Raw genomic sequence first — 17,263 nt, 5'->3', positions numbered from 1 at the left:
CTTCGGACGCTGTCATGTTGGAACTTGAAAAATGCTGACAGGTTCTTCGGACGCTGTCAGTTTATATTCTATTCAAGTGAATGGATCACCAGTCCGCTTCTGAGTTTAGGCTCAAACCAGGTGGTTTTGGGAGGCATAATGTTGCCTGTATCGGCGATACGGATGAGCTGTTCCATTGTTACGGGGTAAAGCGCAAAAGCAACGGCCATTTCGCCTGAATCAACCCTGCGTTTTAATTCTCCCAGTCCCCGAATTCCGCCCACGAAATCGATTCGTTTTGAATTTCTGAGATCTTTTATATCGAGGATCTTATCCAGGATATGGTCAGATAAGATGGTCACATCAAGGCAGCCGATAGGATCATTGTCATCATATGTTCCGTTAAGCGCTTCCAGTGCATACCATTTTCCTTCAAGATACATGGAAAACTCATGTGCTTTAGCCGGTTTATATTCATGGGTTCCCCTGGGGATGACCATGAATTTTTCCTCAATTTTCTTAATGAGGCTTTCGGGTGTATTCCCATTAAGGTCTTTTACTACCCGGTTGTAATCGAATATGGAAAGCTGGCTTGCCGGAAAATGAACGGCAAGAAAAAAATTGTATTCTTCATTACCCTTGTGCTGAGGGTTATTCATTTTGCGTTCTTCACCCACATGTGCAGCGGCTGCTGTCCGGTGATGGCCATCAGCAATATACGTATACGGAATTTCTTTATTGAATATCGATTCAATTCTTTTTATTGTATGGCTGTCATTAATGATCCAAAGCTGGTGGTGTATATCATCACTTGTTTTAAAATCATATTCAGGGTTGCCTTTTATGAAATGATTAACAAGCCTGTCGATTTCTTCATGATCAGGATAAGCAAAAAAGACAGGTTCGCAATTGAAATTTGTGATACGAATATGGTTCTTGCGGTCTTCTTCCTTCTCTGTTCTGGTTAATTCATGTTTTCGAATCACGTTGTTCAGATAATCCGAAACGGATGCACAGGCAACAAGACCATACTGTGTTCTGCCCCACATAGTCTGTGCATAAATATACAGACATGGTTCCTTATCTTCATTATAATATTTCTTACTGATAAACTCCTGAAGGTTGCTTTTGGCTTTATTATATACATCCATTGAATAATGATCCGCATCTGCAGGCAGGTCAATTTCAGATTTTATAATGTGATAGAAAGAAAAGGGGTTGCCACGGGCTTGTTCGGCAGCTTCTTCCGAAGAAAGCACATCATAAGGTCTGCTAGCGATTTTAGAAACGAGTTCCTTCTGAGGACGAAATCCTTTAAATGCTTTAATTATAGCCATTGTTAATTCCTGGTGTTGTTAATACTTGAGAATGGTTGGATTAATCAAAGATAACGAAAATGTGCCAATGTGCCAATGTGCCAATTAGACCAATGTGCCAATTAGACCAATGTGCCAATGAAGTATTTATAATTAGCACATTAGCACATTACCACATTAGCACATTAGCACATTAGCACATTATCACATTAGCACATTATCACATTTAATTAACCTGAAAAGTCTTATCACCCTTCGTTAGAAAATTCACAATCTGCCTTGCGGCGGCAAGTCCCGCATTTACATTGGCTTCTTCGGTCTGCGCACCCATTTTCTTGGGAGTGGCATAATAGCGGGTTGGTACCTGTGCCTTCAATTGTTCATGACAATCGGGTGCCACATCGGTCACATACCTGAAGTCGCTGCGTTCGGAAAACATTTTCAGGAGCGATGGTTCATGAACCAGCTCTTTGCGCGCTGTATTAACCAGTGTAGCTCCCTGTGGCATCAGGTTCAGCAGGTCAAAATTAAGCGATTCCTTTGTTTCCTTGTTTGCCGGAAGATTGACAGAAACATACTGGCACTTTTTATATAAAGCCTGTACTTCAGGAACGTATTTGACTCCGTCATTTTCAATAATTACTTTATCAACATAAGGATCATGAGCAAACACATACATACCCAGTCCTTTTGCAATCATCGCCACAATACGGCCAATATTGCCATAGGCATGTATGCCCAGGGTTTTGCCCCTGAGCTCGGTACCGGATGTGCCATTGAAAAAATTCCTGTTCATGTAAATCATCATGCCGAATCCCAGTTCTGCAACTGCATTGGCATTCTGACCCGGTGTGTTCATTACAACCACACCTTTTTCAGTAGCGGATTTCAGATCAATGTTGTCATAACCGGCACCTGCCCGCACAGCAATTTTTAACCGGCCGGCGGCATTGAACACTTCGTGATCAAGAATATCACTGCGGATGATCACTGCATCCACATCCCGGATCGCTTCTAATAATTGCGCCTTTTCGGTATATTTCTCGAGCAATTTCAGTTCGAAACCGGCATTTTTAATGATATCGCGGATGCCGTCAACCGCAACTTTCGCGAATGGTTTATCTGTTGCGACTAAAATAGTTTGCATATCTACGTATCTACCCCTCTATTTATACCTGCTTCTCAAAATCCTTCATTACCTGCACCAGTGCCTTTACCCCTTCAACAGGCATAGCATTATAAATGGATGCACGGAAACCTCCTACGGAACGGTGTCCCTTAAGATTTACCAAACCGTTTGATTTGCAGGTTTCCAGGAATTTCTCCTCAAGTTCTTTATACTCGGGCTTAACAACAAATACCACATTCATTATTGACCTGTCCTCGGCAACTGTAATAGGTGATTTGAATATTTTGCTGTTATCGATGGCATCATACAATATGTTAGCCTTGTCCATATTTATCTTGTTGATGGCCTTTAAACCACCAAGGTCCTTCAGCCACTTCAGGGTCTGCAGACATGAATAAATGGCTACACACGGAGGAGTGTTATATAATGAATCGTTTTCAGCATGTATTTTATAACTCAGCATCGTCGGAACAGGCTTCGTTACTTTTTCAATCAGGCTGTTCTTTAAAATAACAAAAGCAACACCTGCTGGACCGAGATTCTTCTGTGCTCCGCCATAGATAAGATCATATTTTGAAATGTCCATCGGACGGCTCAATATATCCGAAGATGCATCGGCAAACAGCGGAACCGGGGATGACATATCGGTCTTCAGCTCGGTACCGTAAATTGTATTATTGGTTGTTATGTGGAAGTAATCAACATCCGTGGGAATTTTATAATCTTTGGGAATGAAAGTGTAATTCTGATCCTTGGAGGATGCAACACATACCGTTTCACCAAAGAATTTGGCTTCTTTCATGGCTTTGTTTGCCCATGTACCTGTATCGAGAAAAGCAGCTTTTGTGTTCAGAAAATTGAAAGGAACCATTGTGAATTGTAAACTTGCTCCTCCCTGGAGAAATAATATACTGTAACCTGATGGAATGCCGAGCAATTCAGTAAGCAGATCCTTGGATTCTTTAAGAATTGCTTCGAAATCTTTGCTTCGGTGAGAAATTTCCATAAGGGATAATCCGCTGCCATTCAGGTTTAAAATTGCTTCAGCAGTGTTTTTCACTGTTATTTCAGGCAATACAGAAGGGCCCGGGTTAAAATTATATTTTTTCATAGGAGGTTTATTTTTTGTTAAACAATCAACAAGTGTAGAGATCAAAATTAAAATAATATTCTATTTCATCCTGTGGCGAAAGTTAACATTATTAATTAAAGTTTATACATTCCAGTTTTATAATTTTACAAGATAGTGATTTTCAAGCACCGGAATAATACGCGTAATATCTTGTGTATGACAATATTCGATCACATCGTCCAGATTGTTCTTTTTTAGACGGTGTCGTTGAGCCGCCTTTTCTAAATAATCCATTACCGAAGGCCGGGCTGTATGCCACAAATCAATTGATGCATATGCCGAATCACAAATCGTGCTGAATTCTCCGCTATTCAGCAGCAACTCCGACAAAGCACCTGCAAAGATGGAATCTTCAAGGTTGAACTTATTTTTCCATCCTGCACAAAGAACGATCACATCGCGCTTTTCATGAATAAGGTATTCCGCAATTGCATTTAAATTCAGATGGGCGCCTATTACTACCCGGTGGCTGTGCGAAGCCATTGTGATGCAGTTGGTGCCGTTGGTTGTGGAGTACACTATTTCACGGCCTTCAATGATTTCCTTCTTAAAATTATAGGGAGAATTACCGAAATCTGCGAAATCCCTTACAATGCCATCCCTTTCGGCTGCCACAAGATAACCTTTTTCCTTATAGCTTTTTGCTTCCTCCAGTGTGCCCACCGGTATAATCCGGTTGACGCCATTCATAAAAGCAGTGACAATGGCAGACGTGGCCCTCAGGATGTCGGCTATTACAACTATTGCCTCATCCTTTTTGAATTCGGGATAGAGAGCCGGTGAAAAACAAACTTCAACTGATCTTTTTGTCAAAACAATCGTTTTTTATAATCTTCTGACAAATAAAGTATAATTTCCTGCGTGAAAAAAGGAAAAAGAGCAAATATTTGCTGAAGCCCGTCATTGCGAGGAGCGAAAAATATTCTGATTATTGAAGGAATTTCATGCGATGAAGCAATCTGCCCGGACAGGCAGGACCATGCAAAGACAGATAATAGGAGATTAACAATTTACTATCTGCGACGAAAACTTTTTCATGAGATCGTACTTCCTGTGGAGGCAGATTGCTTCGTTGCTGTTATATTGTACTAGCCTGATAAATTTTTCTGGCTCCTCGCAATGACGAATGCTGAAAAGAACTACTTCTGTTCCTCAGGCTGTTCCTGCTGTTCCTGTAGATCACGATATCTCCTCACAAACGAATTTTTCTTTACATCGGTTGATACCATATAAATGTACGATTCACCACCGTTTGTTACTTTTAACCGCCTTTCATTCGGCTTCAGTTTCATTATTTTGTCAAGGAATTCTTTATTCGAAGAATGTACCTGTAGCACACCCCGTGTATAACCAAAATAATACCATGTGCGACGATCAATCTGAAGGTAGAAATCAAGGATGTTGCCGCTTCTCTTGATCTGCAATTCCAGCAATCCGTCAACCCGCTTATTCACCTGGACATTGTTGATGCTTGCTATCCCGATTTTACCCACTGACACCCATGAGTTAGCTTCATCGTCCCATCTCAGCGTCAGTTCATTGAACATGATGGAATGCCTCAGTTCAGCTGGAGCTTCCTTTACAGTGCCAAACAGACTGAGTTCCGATTTCATGGCATCGTATCTTTCCTTTCCGATCAGGTCAACAGTGCCTTTTGTGATCACAGGATTATTGAGGTCGACTGCCGGAAGATTAGGAAAGCTGTCAATTTCAGCAGCCATAACACCAAGTATATTATCAGGCATGAAGAAATCAATGCCAAGCATCACATTCATCGCGGTCTTGTTCTCAATGCTGTTGTGCGTCATGTTGCCCACAGTTGTCAGACTCATCTGGCCGAGTTTGGCGCCAAGATCCATTTTTCCCTCTCCGTATAAAATGCAGTTTTCACGATGAAGCGTGAGAAGATTTCCCGGCACTGTCGGATCCAGCAGTTTTTCTTTCGCACCGATCTGGTATTCCTGCTTTTCATGATTATAATAAAGGAATCCCATAGCTGTACTTACGGGAACATCACTTGAAAACTTCCTCCCTGAAAGAAAAGTAGGATATACATGCACTGAATCATAATACATGTAAAGTCCGTTGAAAATTTTATTCCTTTCAATATCAATCAAATCCTCGCCTACAGGAATGTAAATGTTCATCGGATCGATTTCTGATCTGAAATGCATCCACCGGGTAGGGATCATCTCACAGTTGTGTTCGATCAGTGTGGAGCCGTCAAACGTCAGAAACTGTTTGGCTGCTTCGAGATATACCTTTCCCTGGTACCTATAATTAGGGCTCAGGGTGAAATCCGCATCCGCTTCAATCGCCCCGTTTCCTATCGTCTGTATATTATCATCCACTCCAATAGAACTGAAATATACAGGGTGCTCCTCTTTTATCTCATCTACATAATTATAATATGCCGATCCCATGTACTTGTTCTTTGACGCAATATTTATCGTTGCATTGTACAGTGAAAAATACTTTGTATTCCGGTTAGCCAGGATAACGGCTTTAAACAGGGTTCTTAACCTGGCATCGGCCTGAACGGTAAGCTTGTTCTGATCAGGAAATATCCGGGCATCCGCAATGTCAATATATTTTACATCCGTTGCTTTGATGAGGTTGCTGTCATAATCGTAATAAGCAACCGGCGAAATAAAGCTGAGAGAATCCTGGTCCGGGTCTGTACTTATATATCTTGGCCCTGTAAGTGTTTCTTCATCATTCTGATTCTGATTCTGGATCTGCGAACCATTCGTCTCGCCCATAGCCAGGATTTTGTTATTCATATCCCATTCAAAATTATCAAGGAAACTTACATACTTGTTTTCAGGAAATGAAACCAGTGTGAATTCTTCATTCGATCTGAAAATTCCTTTCCTTGATTCAAAGTCTATATGAGAATGTATATTTTCGGTAAGGACTGTAAATCCCTCTGAATGCAACGATTTTAAAAAGAAGTCAGATGTGTCTGCTTCTGCTACATTAGCCCTGAACACAAACAGACCGGAGGTGAGATCGGCGCCTTCCATATAAAGTCGTCCGTCACCTGTTAAACCTTTCGGCTGGAGTTTCAAACGTCCCGCCAGGCTGGTCTGTGGATTATACATAGTAAACCGGTTGTCGGTCATACCGGCATATAACACATCTTCTGCAGGAATCCAGTGAACAGAAACGTTATTCGATTTAACATACGGGAATTGTGTCTCTGACAACTTCTGGACGATAGTAAAATCTTTCGCCATTGTATTAAGCGAATCGGGGAAGAATTGGATCTCATCCGATCCGAATTGCGATGTAAGATAATACAGCGTTCCTGATCCGGTTAATCCCTTGTTTGTAAGAGAAAGCAAGCTCGTGAATTTCCCTTTTCCGTTATAAACAGGAAGGCCGGTGTCGGATATCATATGCTGAAATCCGAGTGAATTGTCGGGTTGCAGCCGAAGTGTCTCGCGTATTTGCGGGAATATGCCGGCTGAGGCCAGTTCGCCGTCAAACTTCATTGATCGCCGGTTGAAATTATCTATACTGTCCATTGTGAACGGGTCAATCCTGAAAAAGAAATTATCCCGTTTATAAACGCCATTAAATATCGATTTGCTGTCGTAATAAACATGACCGCTTTCCTTTGAAACAAAGATGGGGTATTGTGGATATGAATTCCTGCCTGATTTGTTATCCGGCCTGTCGATGTAAACTTCGCCTTTCATATCTTCAAGGAGGGTCTGAGTCTTTTCAGTTATCGGAAACCCGAAATTGTCATAACGCCCTGTGAGATACCGTATCCTGAGCGAATCAATTTTATTGAGATTAATTTTAAAAGTATCGTAATTAAAAAAGAAATTCCTGCCTGTAAATGTAAAAAGGCCGGCCTGCACCTGACCGTCAAACTGAAAATGACGGTTCTTTTTCATCACGATCTGGTCGTTCAGAGGGTATATGACAACATTTTGCGAATCGCTGACAAAAATCCGGGGTATGCCATGGATGGTCAGATCATAAGTCCGCAGGTCAAAAATCGCATTTTCAACAGGAGTATTAACTGTTGAAGGAATGCTGATCACGTCATAATCAATCTTAGCCACACTGGCCGCTATATAATCATTCAGCCGGGGCCGTATGGTAGCCATATCGGTTTCGGTATCATAAAACAGAAACCCCCTGGCCGCCATCCTCATAAGCAACTGCTTCACCTGTGCTTCAGGTTTTTGCAAATAGTTGGCAAAATCAACAGCCAGGAATTGATTGGTGCCCATTTTACGGGCATAACTTCTGATCAAAACAAGAGGGTGACTCTGATCCATCATTTGCATGGATGCGTATTGATCACTGTTAAAGAAATTGATCGATTCAAAATTCGCTTCTCCCTTCTGACTGCCCATCATAGCGGTAAACCGCATAACCGGTTCATCCATTTTCCAGTTAAGCTGCTCAAAGGTCATGTCAATGTTATGATATGAATCAAAATACGGGCTTTGGGAAGTGAAATTTTCTGTCCTGAACAGCGAAAGTTCCCTGTTCTTCACCATGTAGCTCAGGGCGAGACCATGATGGAAGATCGAATCCTTTTTCAGTTTGATCAGGATGCCTGCTGTTGCCGCATTGATGCGGTCCGACTTGAACGAAAAATGATCAGATGATGCAACCAATACAAGAGTGTCTTTTCTGAATACAAATATCTTTGCCTGTTTTTCACGATTTCCGGTCCCAACCAGTTTTGCTCCCTGCATGGATAATCCGCCTTCGTAATCGATTTGTTTGTATAATTCCTTTATTTTGAAATCGGTCTGATAAGAGTTAAATTGCGGGAAATCAGCATCGGCAGGGGTTTTGTCGAATTTTACTTTATCAATAAGCACACCTTTAAGCGGTGCGTCAAAATAGATTTTGTTTACGAATACAACATTCCTGGCTGTGTATTCTGAACGCTGCATATTAATCTCATAGTTTTCGAGCTTTGCATATACATCCTCTTTTTTAAAGCCGGCTCTTTCCCAGGTAACCAAACCTGAAGAGCCTTTCCATTGATAGGTGAGAGGATAATAATCGCCGCCCGTTTCAAAAATCACAATACTGTCTTTTCTTACCTTGCAAATCAGCGATGTGTTTTTTACCTGCACCCGGATCGTACTATCAAAAACGAATCTGAAATCAGGAGAGGTGAATTTCCATTCTGTGCTGCTTGACCGGAATAACGAACTGCTATCGGCCAGTTGCCTTATAAATCCAAGATACCTGTCGGTGGCCTGCAATGTGACTTTCTTTGAATTCAGCAGCATATCAAGCCCTTTATCCCACTCCCTGAACTTTTCAGATTTGGCTTCATTTTTTTTGAGGATTAGTATGCAACTCAGGTACCGGGTAAAATGAGGGAAGGGCCTTGCATTCTTTTTTAAAAGATTCAGGGATGTGGTTACAATTTTCTCTTGCTCCTGGGAAGTGAAAATACTGTCAACAGTCCAGGCAGTAAGGAATTCGTTTAATACGGCCTCACTCTCCGGATTGCTGTTTTTTTGAATGTAATTTGCCAGTTCCTGCGGATAGCTGCCTATTTCGCCTGTGAATGTGTTTTGCTGAGCGTTGACTGACGGATTGCTGAAATAAATAACCGACAGGATCAGCAGGAATATGAACCTGAGATTCATCATTTCAAGAATATAATATATAAAAGTAATTACTTTTTTCTCATCCTGATAACCGCCCAATTGTTCAGCGTTTTACTAAAACCGAACTCGAAACCGATCGCTTCAGCATCCATCTTTAACGTTTCAATATCGGTTGTTAGTATGCCTGACATAAGCAGATGTCCTCCCGTTTTGCTGAGAAATGAATATATGTGCAGACTGGACTTTAATACATTCAGATTTATATTGGCAAGTATAACATCAAACGTTGAAGTTTCGCGATATGCGGAAATATCATCCTGCTTGACTGTTATCCGGTGGCAATTGTTCAGGGCAGTGTTTTCAACGGCATTGCGGTAGCTCCAGTCATCTATATCAACAGCAGTTATGGAACCCGCGCCCAGCAGTTCAGCAAAAATAGCCAGGATACCGGTGCCGCAACCTGCATCAAGAACAGATTTATCTTTCATGTCAATATCCATCATCTCACCGATCATCAATGATGTAGTGGCATGATGACCCGTGCCGAAAGACATTTTGGGTTCAATTATAATTTCATACGGATAGGCAGCCCTGGGATGGAACGGAGCACGGATATAACAACTTTCCCCGATAACTATGGGCTCGAAATTCTTTTCCCATTCTTCATTCCAATTTTTTTCGGGAATTTCATTTACTTCATAATCCGGACTAATACCAAATCCATCAAGGATGGTATTGATTTCTTCCCTGTTAAGCTTATCAGAAGGTATATATGCTGAAAGGAAATGGTCGTGTTCGAAAAATCCTTCGAAGCCTATCGATTCCAGAAGGTAGGGAAGTGCATCAGGCACCGGGTTACCACTCCTGCAATTAATTATTATTTCAGTCATTTTCATTCAGCAGGGGATTGGCGTTAAACCTCCTTACCTAAAAAATAATAAAGCGGCACCGCCGGTCACTGACCGGCGATAAGCTGCGGTAGGATAATTTTCTCAGAAAGCGTTTACAATACCCATGAAATCAGCAGCATTCAGTGATGCGCCACCAATCAGGCCGCCGTCAACATCAGGATTGGCAAACAATTCCTTTGCATTGGATGGTTTGCAGCTTCCGCCATATAATATGGACGTGTTGGCAGCCACTTCATTCCCATATTTTTCGGCAACCAATTCACGGATTGCTTTATGCATTTCCTGTGCCTGGTCTGATGTTGCGTTCACACCGGTGCCTATTGCCCAAACCGGTTCATAAGCGATTACTATTTTTGAAAAATCGGCCGGCGACAAATCAAATAATCCTTTTTCAATCTGGGTTTTTACAACCTTCATATGGTTACCCGACTGCCTTTCAGCCAGCACTTCTCCGCAGCAAAAAATAGGCGTAAGTCCTGCTTCAAGGGCCAGTTTTGTTTTTCTGTTCAGAAGGGCATCATCTTCATGATAATAACTTCTCCTTTCCGAATGCCCGATGATAACAAATTCAGCTCCTGTCGATTTAATCATGGATACTGAAATTTCACCTGTATAGGCTCCGGATGTTTCAGAAGCGCAATTCTGTGCGCCAAGATAAAGTGAATCTTTGCTTATCACATTGCGTACTTCCGACAAATGAATAAAAGGAGTGCACAGCACAACGGTAACGCCATTGTCTTCAACCTGGCGGTTAATTGTTTTGGCCAGTTCAACACCTTCCTGAAGTGTTTTATTCATTTTCCAGTTTCCGGCTACTATTTTTTTTCTCATCGTGAATTGTGTTTAGTTTTTTTAAAAAGGAATCAAAAATAACAAAAGTTCACATTATTGTAAAGCCTTTATGAAGCTTCGGATATTTCCGGTTGAAACAGCCGGAGGCATTCCTCCGCCGCATGATGCAATAAGCCGGTTTTTTACGGAAGTTCCTTTCAGAAGTTCTGAAACAGCTTTGGTGATTTGTTCTTCAGTTCCTGATGCCAGAACATCCCTTGGAGGAATGTTGCCAAGAACTGTCATCCTGCTTTGGGTTACATCAATGATTTCCTGAACTGTCATTTGCACACCCGGGTTAAAAAGATTGATGCCCAGGTCGGGATAGTGTTTCACCGACATGGTGAAATCCGCATCATTATGAAAGAATTTGACCGACACATTTTCATCATACAACTCCTTCAGATAGGGGTAACCGAATTCAAGAAATTCAGTTTCCCCGACAAACCCGACAATGTCATCCAGCATCAAAATACCGTCAATTGATGAAATGGCACGTCTCTGCAATCTATGCCATGATTTAAGAAAATCGGTAATAATTCGCAGCAAGGCATGCACTGCATCCGGTTCCATCATCATGGCCGTCATCAATTCAGTGGTTCCCATCAGAAAAGAGGCAATGTTCAGCGGACCTCTAGAAACCGAAAAGCGGATCTGATGGCCTCTGCTTTCTATTAATTTTCTGGATGTGACAAGACGGTTCAGCATAAATGGAAGCATTCCGTCAGTTGCAGGATCAGGAAGTTTTATTCTTTGAATATCATCAGTAGTGTGTATTGTTTTTTCGGCAAACGGAAATTCGTTCTCCCAAAAAATGCACTTGGCACCGAAAGCAGACGGTTCTGTACACATACCATATTCACTCCAGAATCCGGGAAGGAACATCAGTTCCGGAAACGTTTCAATTGCCTTGAAATTGGCCTGAAGCCACAGATCATCATTTGAAAAATAATCAAGAATCCGGATTCCGAACCAGTTCGGCAACCATGGAGAATCAATAATGAAACCGGCAGGAAGGGGTTCAACCGTTTCCCCGTTTACAGCCTTCAGTAGGTTATTCCACTGCAAATCAGTCATCTATCGTAAAAATTTCAGGTTGTTAAATATATGGAAAACTAAAAAGAATAAGTCATTTTTATAAAATGATTTATTAATGTATTTTAGTGGTATGAATACAATAGCAAGTCAAATAAGTGAAGGCAGAATCATGGTTTCGGACGGAGCATGGGGAACATTTTTACATGCCAGGGGCCTGTTACCCGGAGAATGTCCTGAAATGTGGAATCTTTCAAGACCTGCCGATGTTCTGGCGATTGCTGAAAGCTATATAAACGCCGGAGCTGATATGATTGAAACCAACAGTTTTGGCGGAAATTCTATTAAACTGTCGTCTTACGGACTTGCTGAAAGAACCGGTGAAATTAACAGGGCCGCTGCTTACATTTCCCGTAAGGCTGCAGGCGATAACCGGCATGTCCTGGGTTCAATAGGCCCTACAGGAAAAATGCTTATCATGGGTGATATCAGTCAGCAGGAACTTTACGACTGCTTTGCCGAACAGGCGATTGCCCTTTCAGAAGGAGGTGCCGATGCGCTTGTAATTGAGACTATGTCCGATATTGAAGAAGCGGTCATTGCCGTAAACGCCTGCCGCGAAAACACAAAAGCGGAAATCATCTGTACAATGACATTTGAAAAAACAGGTGATCATACTTTCCATACCATGATGGGCATTACCCCCGCACAGATGGTTTCAGCCCTCACTATAGCCGGTGCGCATATTATCGGAGCCAATTGCGGTAATGGTATTGAGAATATGATCGGCATTGTAAAGGAGATCAGGTCTGTCGACACTAATATACCAGTACTTATTCACGCAAACGCCGGGGCGCCTGTATATAGTGAAGGGAAAACAATCTTCCCTGAAACCCCCGACCAGATGGCCGGCTACCTTGATCTTCTCGTTGCGGCCGGGGCGAATATTATCGGCGGCTGCTGCGGCACTACCCCGGATCATATCAGAAAAATAGCACAATTTGTAAAAAACATACAACGATGAACGAAGAGGAATTGCTTCTGAAACTTTCAGAATGTGTTGAACTGGGAAAAGTAAATAAGACATCTCCATATCCACCAGCCATGAAAGACCTGGATGGAGCGGATGAACTCACAAAACAGGCCCTGGATATGGGAATCAGGCCTTCACGTATATTGAATGATTCGCTGATTAAGGCCATGGAAAGGGTAGGGCAGAAATATTCCGAAAAAAAGATATTTGTGCCACAGATGCTGGTTTCGGCAAAAGCCATGAATACCGCAATGGCACACCTTAAGCCTTTTTTTCAATCGGGTGAAGTAAAAAGAAAGGGTCGCTTTATCATTGGCACTGTGGCAGGTGATCTGCATGACATTGGAAAAAACCTGGTGGCTATGATCGTTGAAGGTGCCGGATGGGAAGTGATTGACCTCGGAGTGGATGTAACTGCAGAAAAATTCATTAAAGCTGCCGAAGGAAAGGATAACGCAGTTATCGGATTATCAGCACTTCTTACTACTACCATGGTGAACATGAAATCCATTGTGCAGGGTATTAAGGATAAATATCCCGGTATTAAAGTAATTATCGGCGGAGCCCCTGTAAATGAAAGTTTCCGGCACGAAGTAGGTGCCGATGCTTATGCGCGCGATCCCCAGGGTGCAGTGAGTTACCTGAATACAATAGCAGCCTGAAGTGAAAGTCTTTGCTTCATCAGAGCCGGTTTCTCCATATGATATCCCGATCAGCGCGGAGAGGGTACTTAAAATCCTGGGAGTGCCGCCGGATGCAGCAGAACCCTATCTGACCGATCTTGTCACCCGATTAATACGGGAATGCAAAGACATGGCAATGCCCTGTTTTTCAGTCGGACTCTCTGATAATGGTATGCTGGCTACCGGTGATAGTATTATAGTCGAAAACGAAACTCTTTTAATTGACCATATCATTGCATCCTCTCTCAAAAGGTGCGATTCTATTGCTATTTTTATTGCGACATGTGGAGACAAACCTGAGTTATTTTCAAAAAAACACCTTGGTAAAGGGAACTCACTTGAAGGCTACATTATTGATATCATTGCCTCTGAAATGGCGGAGGGTATTACTGAATTCCTGCACAGGAAACTCGAAAACAGCGTTGCCCTGGATAATCTGAAAGTTACAAACCGATTCAGTCCCGGTTATTGCAAATGGCCTGTGAATGAACAACAAAAGCTGTTCAGGTTGATGGCAGGAAATACTTCGGGAGTTTCGCTAACCGAATCCTCACTGATGATTCCCATAAAATCGGTAAGCGGTATCATTGGAATCGGCACGGATGCCGAATTTAAAAGGTATGCCTGTACGTATTGTGAAATGGACCAGTGTATATATCGGGCCAATAAAGAGTAACCAACAGTCACACTCCGCTCAGCATGACTCAGTTGCTTCGTCTGTAAAAAGTAGTATATTTATTTATAAATAAAAAACTTACACATATGATCGGAGATCCCATTCTACCTGATTCACTTGTCAGCAATATCGGCAATGAACCAATTGATTTCTCTGTGAAAGCCCGGCGGGCTCAACCTTTAAGAAACTCCCTCGGCCTGCTTATATTTGGTATTGTCTGGCTTGCCTTTACATCGCTGTTTGTAATTGCCTTCCTTGGACCATTGTTCCAGGGAAGGGAAGTTCATTTTGAAGCAAATCACGTGCCAGTAGTGGCCAGTCCCGATAATCTCAAGCCGGTAACAATGCCCTCAATTATTCTTGGAATATTTGTCCTTGTAGGTGTTTTAATGATGGTTGGAGGATTAGTCGGCATGTTTAAAAAGGGAGGATACTTTGTTGGTACACCGAAACGAATCGTTCACTTTTTCAGGGGTACAATCAGATCAATTGACTGGGAACAGTTTTCGGGCGATATAGAAGTAAGCGGCAATCCCGCAAAAGGAAGCATAACACTTGGTATGCGGACCGGCAGAATGGTAAGCCGTAAAGGCGGAGACAGGTACGTTCCGGATACATTATATATTTCTGAAATACAGGATGTTTTTAATGTTGAAAAAATATGCCGTCAACGTATCAAGGAAAACGATCCAACGCCGGTTATCTGAGTTTCACACTATCCACATAATAAGGCGTATCGCCCTTCCAGATCAGTGCGGCGTTCTTTTGTTTATAATGAACGATTACATTTCTTCCCTGCAGAGTATCCAGCTGGTTCGCCAGTTTCTTATCGGTTACCGAAAAAAAGAATTTCTCAGAAGCAATAACAATGTCGCTTCTTCCGGTAACACTGCTGAGAATTAATTCTCCTTCGTATGTTTTAAATACACTTCCTTTATGCGAAAACTTCTGCAATAAGCCGGCACGGTAACCATCACTGTATGTGTAAAAATATTTCCAGTAGAAAAATATTCCCAGGAACAGGATAAACACGAATAAAAACCAGTAAAAAATCTTTCTGATTTTTCGTTTCATTATCATCCATTTGGTTTTGCCAGGCTTTATTGTTACGCCCGAAGTTTCAGGATCCATATAAGCAGGGTTTTAAATTCTTTCAAATTTAATCATTTTACGATTTATTGTTAATTTTATTATTTGTTTGCCTGTTCGCTTTTCTTTCAAAATCTGACGCCATGAAATCCTGTCTGCTTTTCCTACTGACTTTCTTCAGTGCTGTTTTGTTTTCTCAAACGAAAGAAGTGATTACCGTAAAAGCCGGTACAAGGATCATTGATTACTTTCCGCCTCAGAAAAGGTATTTATACTCTGAATTCCTTGATGGCAAAGCTGTTTTTAAAACCAATACATACACGGCAGCACGCTTCAATTATAATATTCTTCTGGGTGAAGTACAGTTTATTTATAAAAATGATACTCTTTCTGTAGGAAATCCGGAGTCGTTAAAAAATGTGGTGATCGGGACAGATACTTTTTATTATGACAAGGGTTATCTGAAGGTACTTGCCGGAGCTGATCCGTTAATGGCTGTAAAACAATACATAAAATTTGTGGATTCGGGTAAGGAGAGCGGCTATGGAACCAAAAGTTCGACAAGCGCCATTCATTCATACTCGAATATCATTGGCGGAGCCGGTCGGTCATATAAACTTACTTTGAATGAAGACCTGATTCTCACTCGAAATACTGAATATTACCTTGGTAACAGCACCGACGGCTTTGTCATATATCGTAAAAAATCGATTGAAAACCTTTACCCAGCGTTAAAGTCTCAGATTGCCTCATTTATTAAAGAAAAAAGAACTGATTTTAGTAACGAAGGCGATCTCCGAGAACTCACGCAGTATATGAACGGGTTAACCATCAGGTAAGCGCCCTAATTTCTTCGGAAGAAACATGTTTGGTAACAAGGTCCTGAATAGTGATCGATCTTAAATAAGATATTATTACATGGTTCAGATCTTTCCAAACACCCTGCACAAGACACTTTTTACTTCGTTCACAGCTGTAATTTGCATTCAGGCATTCAACAAGGCATATGGTGGGCTCAAAAGCCTGGTGAACATCATAGACAGTAATATCTGAAGGATTTTTAAGCAACCTGTAACCACTTTTCTTGCCTTTAACATTGGTAATCAGCCCTGCTGTTTTTAATGCATGAATAATGTGATCCAGGTATTTATTTGAAATCTCCTGGTTAACCGAGATGTCTTTCTGGAAAACACCGCCGGAGTCATCACTCATGGCAATTTCAAGAATGGTTCTGAGTCCGTAGCGGGTTCGGGTGCCGATTTTCACAGCTTTGCTGAGATTGAATTTTCATCGGTAAATGTAATAATAAAACCAAAGTCTACATTGATCTCATTATTAACCTTAACTAATCCCAATAATTTTGCGGGAGGTTTCAGTTTAAAATCACTAAGCCTGATAACCTGGTTGCCACGGAGAAAAATATTCTGATCGCATCGGGCGGCTGAACAGTTGATATTGTATTTGCGGGTTACTCCGGCAATTGAAATGCTCACTTCGGGACATCCCCGCTGAGTATCTGAGAGATTCTGAAGGGTTTTAACAGGGAAGGATACAGTAATTATTGGAAATTCAGACTCATGCATCAGCTCAAGAAAATCTTTATACATCATTGGATTGCTTGCTTCAAACTGTCTGATGGGTATGTGAATCTGGATGCTTTCGTTTGCCTGCTTTACTTTTTCCTTTTCATTATTCTCTGAAGCATTATATGAAAAGGTAAACTGATTTACGTTCGATTCACCGCTAATAAACAGGTAGTTTTGGCAGTTGGCTGCCCTGTTTACTGCAAGGGGCTGGTTGTAAGCCCCAGTTGCAGTAAACATAAGCAGCCCTGTCAACAACACCAATT

The 17,263-nt window shown here is 41.7% G+C and carries 16 protein-coding genes; 5 read left to right on the top strand and 11 right to left on the bottom strand.

Annotated features, from left to right (window positions below):
- Positions 1-68 precede the first annotated feature (68 nt).
- From VK179_03405 to VK179_03370, 8 genes are all read right to left on the bottom strand, one after another.
- A complete protein-coding gene (locus VK179_03405) occupies positions 69-1,316 on the bottom strand; it encodes a DUF1015 family protein (GenBank protein HLO57760.1) in 1,248 nt (415 codons plus the stop codon).
- A 205-nt stretch (positions 1,317-1,521) separates the two neighbouring features.
- Positions 1,522-2,442, bottom strand: a complete 921-nt coding sequence (locus VK179_03400; GenBank protein ID HLO57759.1) for an NAD(P)-dependent oxidoreductase — start codon at positions 2,440-2,442, stop codon at positions 1,522-1,524.
- 22 nt (positions 2,443-2,464) lie between these two features.
- Positions 2,465-3,535, bottom strand: coding sequence for a 3-phosphoserine/phosphohydroxythreonine transaminase (gene serC, locus VK179_03395; protein ID HLO57758.1), 1,071 nt, complete (start codon positions 3,533-3,535; stop codon positions 2,465-2,467).
- Positions 3,536-3,652: 117 nt separating this feature from the next.
- A complete protein-coding gene (locus VK179_03390; protein HLO57757.1) occupies positions 3,653-4,369 on the bottom strand; it encodes a 2-phosphosulfolactate phosphatase in 717 nt (238 codons plus the stop codon).
- Between the two features lie 326 nt (positions 4,370-4,695).
- Positions 4,696-9,255, bottom strand: coding sequence for a hypothetical protein (locus VK179_03385; protein ID HLO57756.1), 4,560 nt, complete (start codon positions 9,253-9,255; stop codon positions 4,696-4,698).
- Complete coding sequence (prmA, locus tag VK179_03380; protein ID HLO57755.1) at positions 9,225-10,052, bottom strand: 50S ribosomal protein L11 methyltransferase; 828 nt, start codon at positions 10,050-10,052, stop codon at positions 9,225-9,227. Before prmA ends, VK179_03385 begins: the two co-directional genes overlap by 31 nt.
- 96 nt (positions 10,053-10,148) lie before the next feature.
- Positions 10,149-10,898, bottom strand: coding sequence for a triose-phosphate isomerase (gene tpiA, locus VK179_03375; GenBank protein HLO57754.1), 750 nt, complete (start codon positions 10,896-10,898; stop codon positions 10,149-10,151).
- A 54-nt stretch (positions 10,899-10,952) separates the two neighbouring features.
- Complete coding sequence (locus VK179_03370; GenBank protein HLO57753.1) at positions 10,953-11,975, bottom strand: uroporphyrinogen decarboxylase family protein; 1,023 nt, start codon at positions 11,973-11,975, stop codon at positions 10,953-10,955.
- 91 nt (positions 11,976-12,066) lie between these two features.
- Between VK179_03370 and VK179_03365 the strand changes: the two genes are divergently transcribed.
- The 4 genes from VK179_03365 to VK179_03350 all read left to right on the top strand — a co-directional run bounded on the left by VK179_03365 (position 12,067) and on the right by VK179_03350 (position 15,032).
- Positions 12,067-12,957, top strand: coding sequence for a homocysteine S-methyltransferase family protein (locus VK179_03365; protein ID HLO57752.1), 891 nt, complete (start codon positions 12,067-12,069; stop codon positions 12,955-12,957).
- Positions 12,954-13,628, top strand: coding sequence for a corrinoid protein (locus VK179_03360; GenBank protein HLO57751.1), 675 nt, complete (start codon positions 12,954-12,956; stop codon positions 13,626-13,628). The genes VK179_03365 and VK179_03360 overlap by 4 nt, the downstream gene beginning before the upstream one ends.
- Position 13,629: 1 nt before the next feature.
- A complete protein-coding gene (locus tag VK179_03355) occupies positions 13,630-14,325 on the top strand; it encodes a vitamin B12 dependent-methionine synthase activation domain-containing protein (GenBank protein HLO57750.1) in 696 nt (231 codons plus the stop codon).
- Positions 14,326-14,411: 86 nt separating this feature from the next.
- The gene (locus VK179_03350; protein HLO57749.1) at positions 14,412-15,032 is read left to right on the top strand and encodes a hypothetical protein; all 621 of its coding nucleotides are present in this window, start codon (positions 14,412-14,414) and stop codon (positions 15,030-15,032) included.
- Here VK179_03350 and VK179_03345 read toward each other — a convergent pair.
- Positions 15,025-15,456 (bottom strand): hypothetical protein, encoded by a 432-nt coding sequence (locus VK179_03345; protein HLO57748.1) that lies wholly within the window; start codon positions 15,454-15,456, stop codon positions 15,025-15,027. The two genes, VK179_03350 and VK179_03345, sit on opposite strands and share 8 nt — an antisense overlap.
- 101 nt (positions 15,457-15,557) lie before the next feature.
- Here VK179_03345 and VK179_03340 point away from each other — a divergent pair, with 101 nt between their 5' ends.
- Positions 15,558-16,253: a hypothetical protein gene (locus VK179_03340; GenBank protein HLO57747.1), complete on the top strand. Its 696-nt coding sequence runs from the start codon at positions 15,558-15,560 to the stop codon at positions 16,251-16,253.
- Here the strand turns inward: VK179_03340 and VK179_03335 are convergent.
- Positions 16,246-16,680, bottom strand: a complete 435-nt coding sequence (locus tag VK179_03335; protein ID HLO57746.1) for an Rrf2 family transcriptional regulator — start codon at positions 16,678-16,680, stop codon at positions 16,246-16,248. The genes VK179_03340 and VK179_03335 overlap by 8 nt on opposite strands.
- Positions 16,677-17,237, bottom strand: coding sequence for a hypothetical protein (locus VK179_03330; GenBank protein HLO57745.1), 561 nt, complete (start codon positions 17,235-17,237; stop codon positions 16,677-16,679). The genes VK179_03335 and VK179_03330 overlap by 4 nt, the downstream gene beginning before the upstream one ends.
- Between the last annotated feature and the right edge of the window lie 26 nt (positions 17,238-17,263).

It is taken from the genome of Bacteroidales bacterium (assembly GCA_035299085.1).
GTDB lineage: Bacteria > Bacteroidota > Bacteroidia > Bacteroidales > UBA10428 > UBA5072.
Note: the sequence above shows the minus strand (reverse complement) of the source record. Positions and strands in the feature narration are given on the sequence as shown.

What these genes read in the sequence shown, in the direction of transcription:
- VK179_03330 (HLO57745.1), bottom strand. Translation starts at nt 17,237, where the DNA reads ATGTTTACTGCAACTGGGGCTTACAACCAGCCCCTTGCAGTAAACAGG.
- VK179_03405 (HLO57760.1), bottom strand. Translation starts at nt 1,316, where the DNA reads ATGGCTATAATTAAAGCATTTAAAGGATTTCGTCCTCAGAAGGAACTC.
- serC (HLO57758.1), bottom strand. Translation starts at nt 3,535, where the DNA reads ATGAAAAAATATAATTTTAACCCGGGCCCTTCTGTATTGCCTGAAATA.
- VK179_03365 (HLO57752.1), top strand. Translation starts at nt 12,067, where the DNA reads ATGAATACAATAGCAAGTCAAATAAGTGAAGGCAGAATCATGGTTTCG.
- VK179_03360 (HLO57751.1), top strand. Translation starts at nt 12,954, where the DNA reads ATGAACGAAGAGGAATTGCTTCTGAAACTTTCAGAATGTGTTGAACTG.
- VK179_03340 (HLO57747.1), top strand. Translation starts at nt 15,558, where the DNA reads ATGAAATCCTGTCTGCTTTTCCTACTGACTTTCTTCAGTGCTGTTTTG.
- VK179_03370 (HLO57753.1), bottom strand. Translation starts at nt 11,975, where the DNA reads ATGACTGATTTGCAGTGGAATAACCTACTGAAGGCTGTAAACGGGGAA.
- prmA (HLO57755.1), bottom strand. Translation starts at nt 10,052, where the DNA reads ATGAAAATGACTGAAATAATAATTAATTGCAGGAGTGGTAACCCGGTG.
- tpiA (HLO57754.1), bottom strand. Translation starts at nt 10,898, where the DNA reads ATGAGAAAAAAAATAGTAGCCGGAAACTGGAAAATGAATAAAACACTT.
- VK179_03400 (HLO57759.1), bottom strand. Translation starts at nt 2,442, where the DNA reads ATGCAAACTATTTTAGTCGCAACAGATAAACCATTCGCGAAAGTTGCG.
- VK179_03345 (HLO57748.1), bottom strand. Translation starts at nt 15,456, where the DNA reads ATGGATCCTGAAACTTCGGGCGTAACAATAAAGCCTGGCAAAACCAAA.
- VK179_03350 (HLO57749.1), top strand. Translation starts at nt 14,412, where the DNA reads ATGATCGGAGATCCCATTCTACCTGATTCACTTGTCAGCAATATCGGC.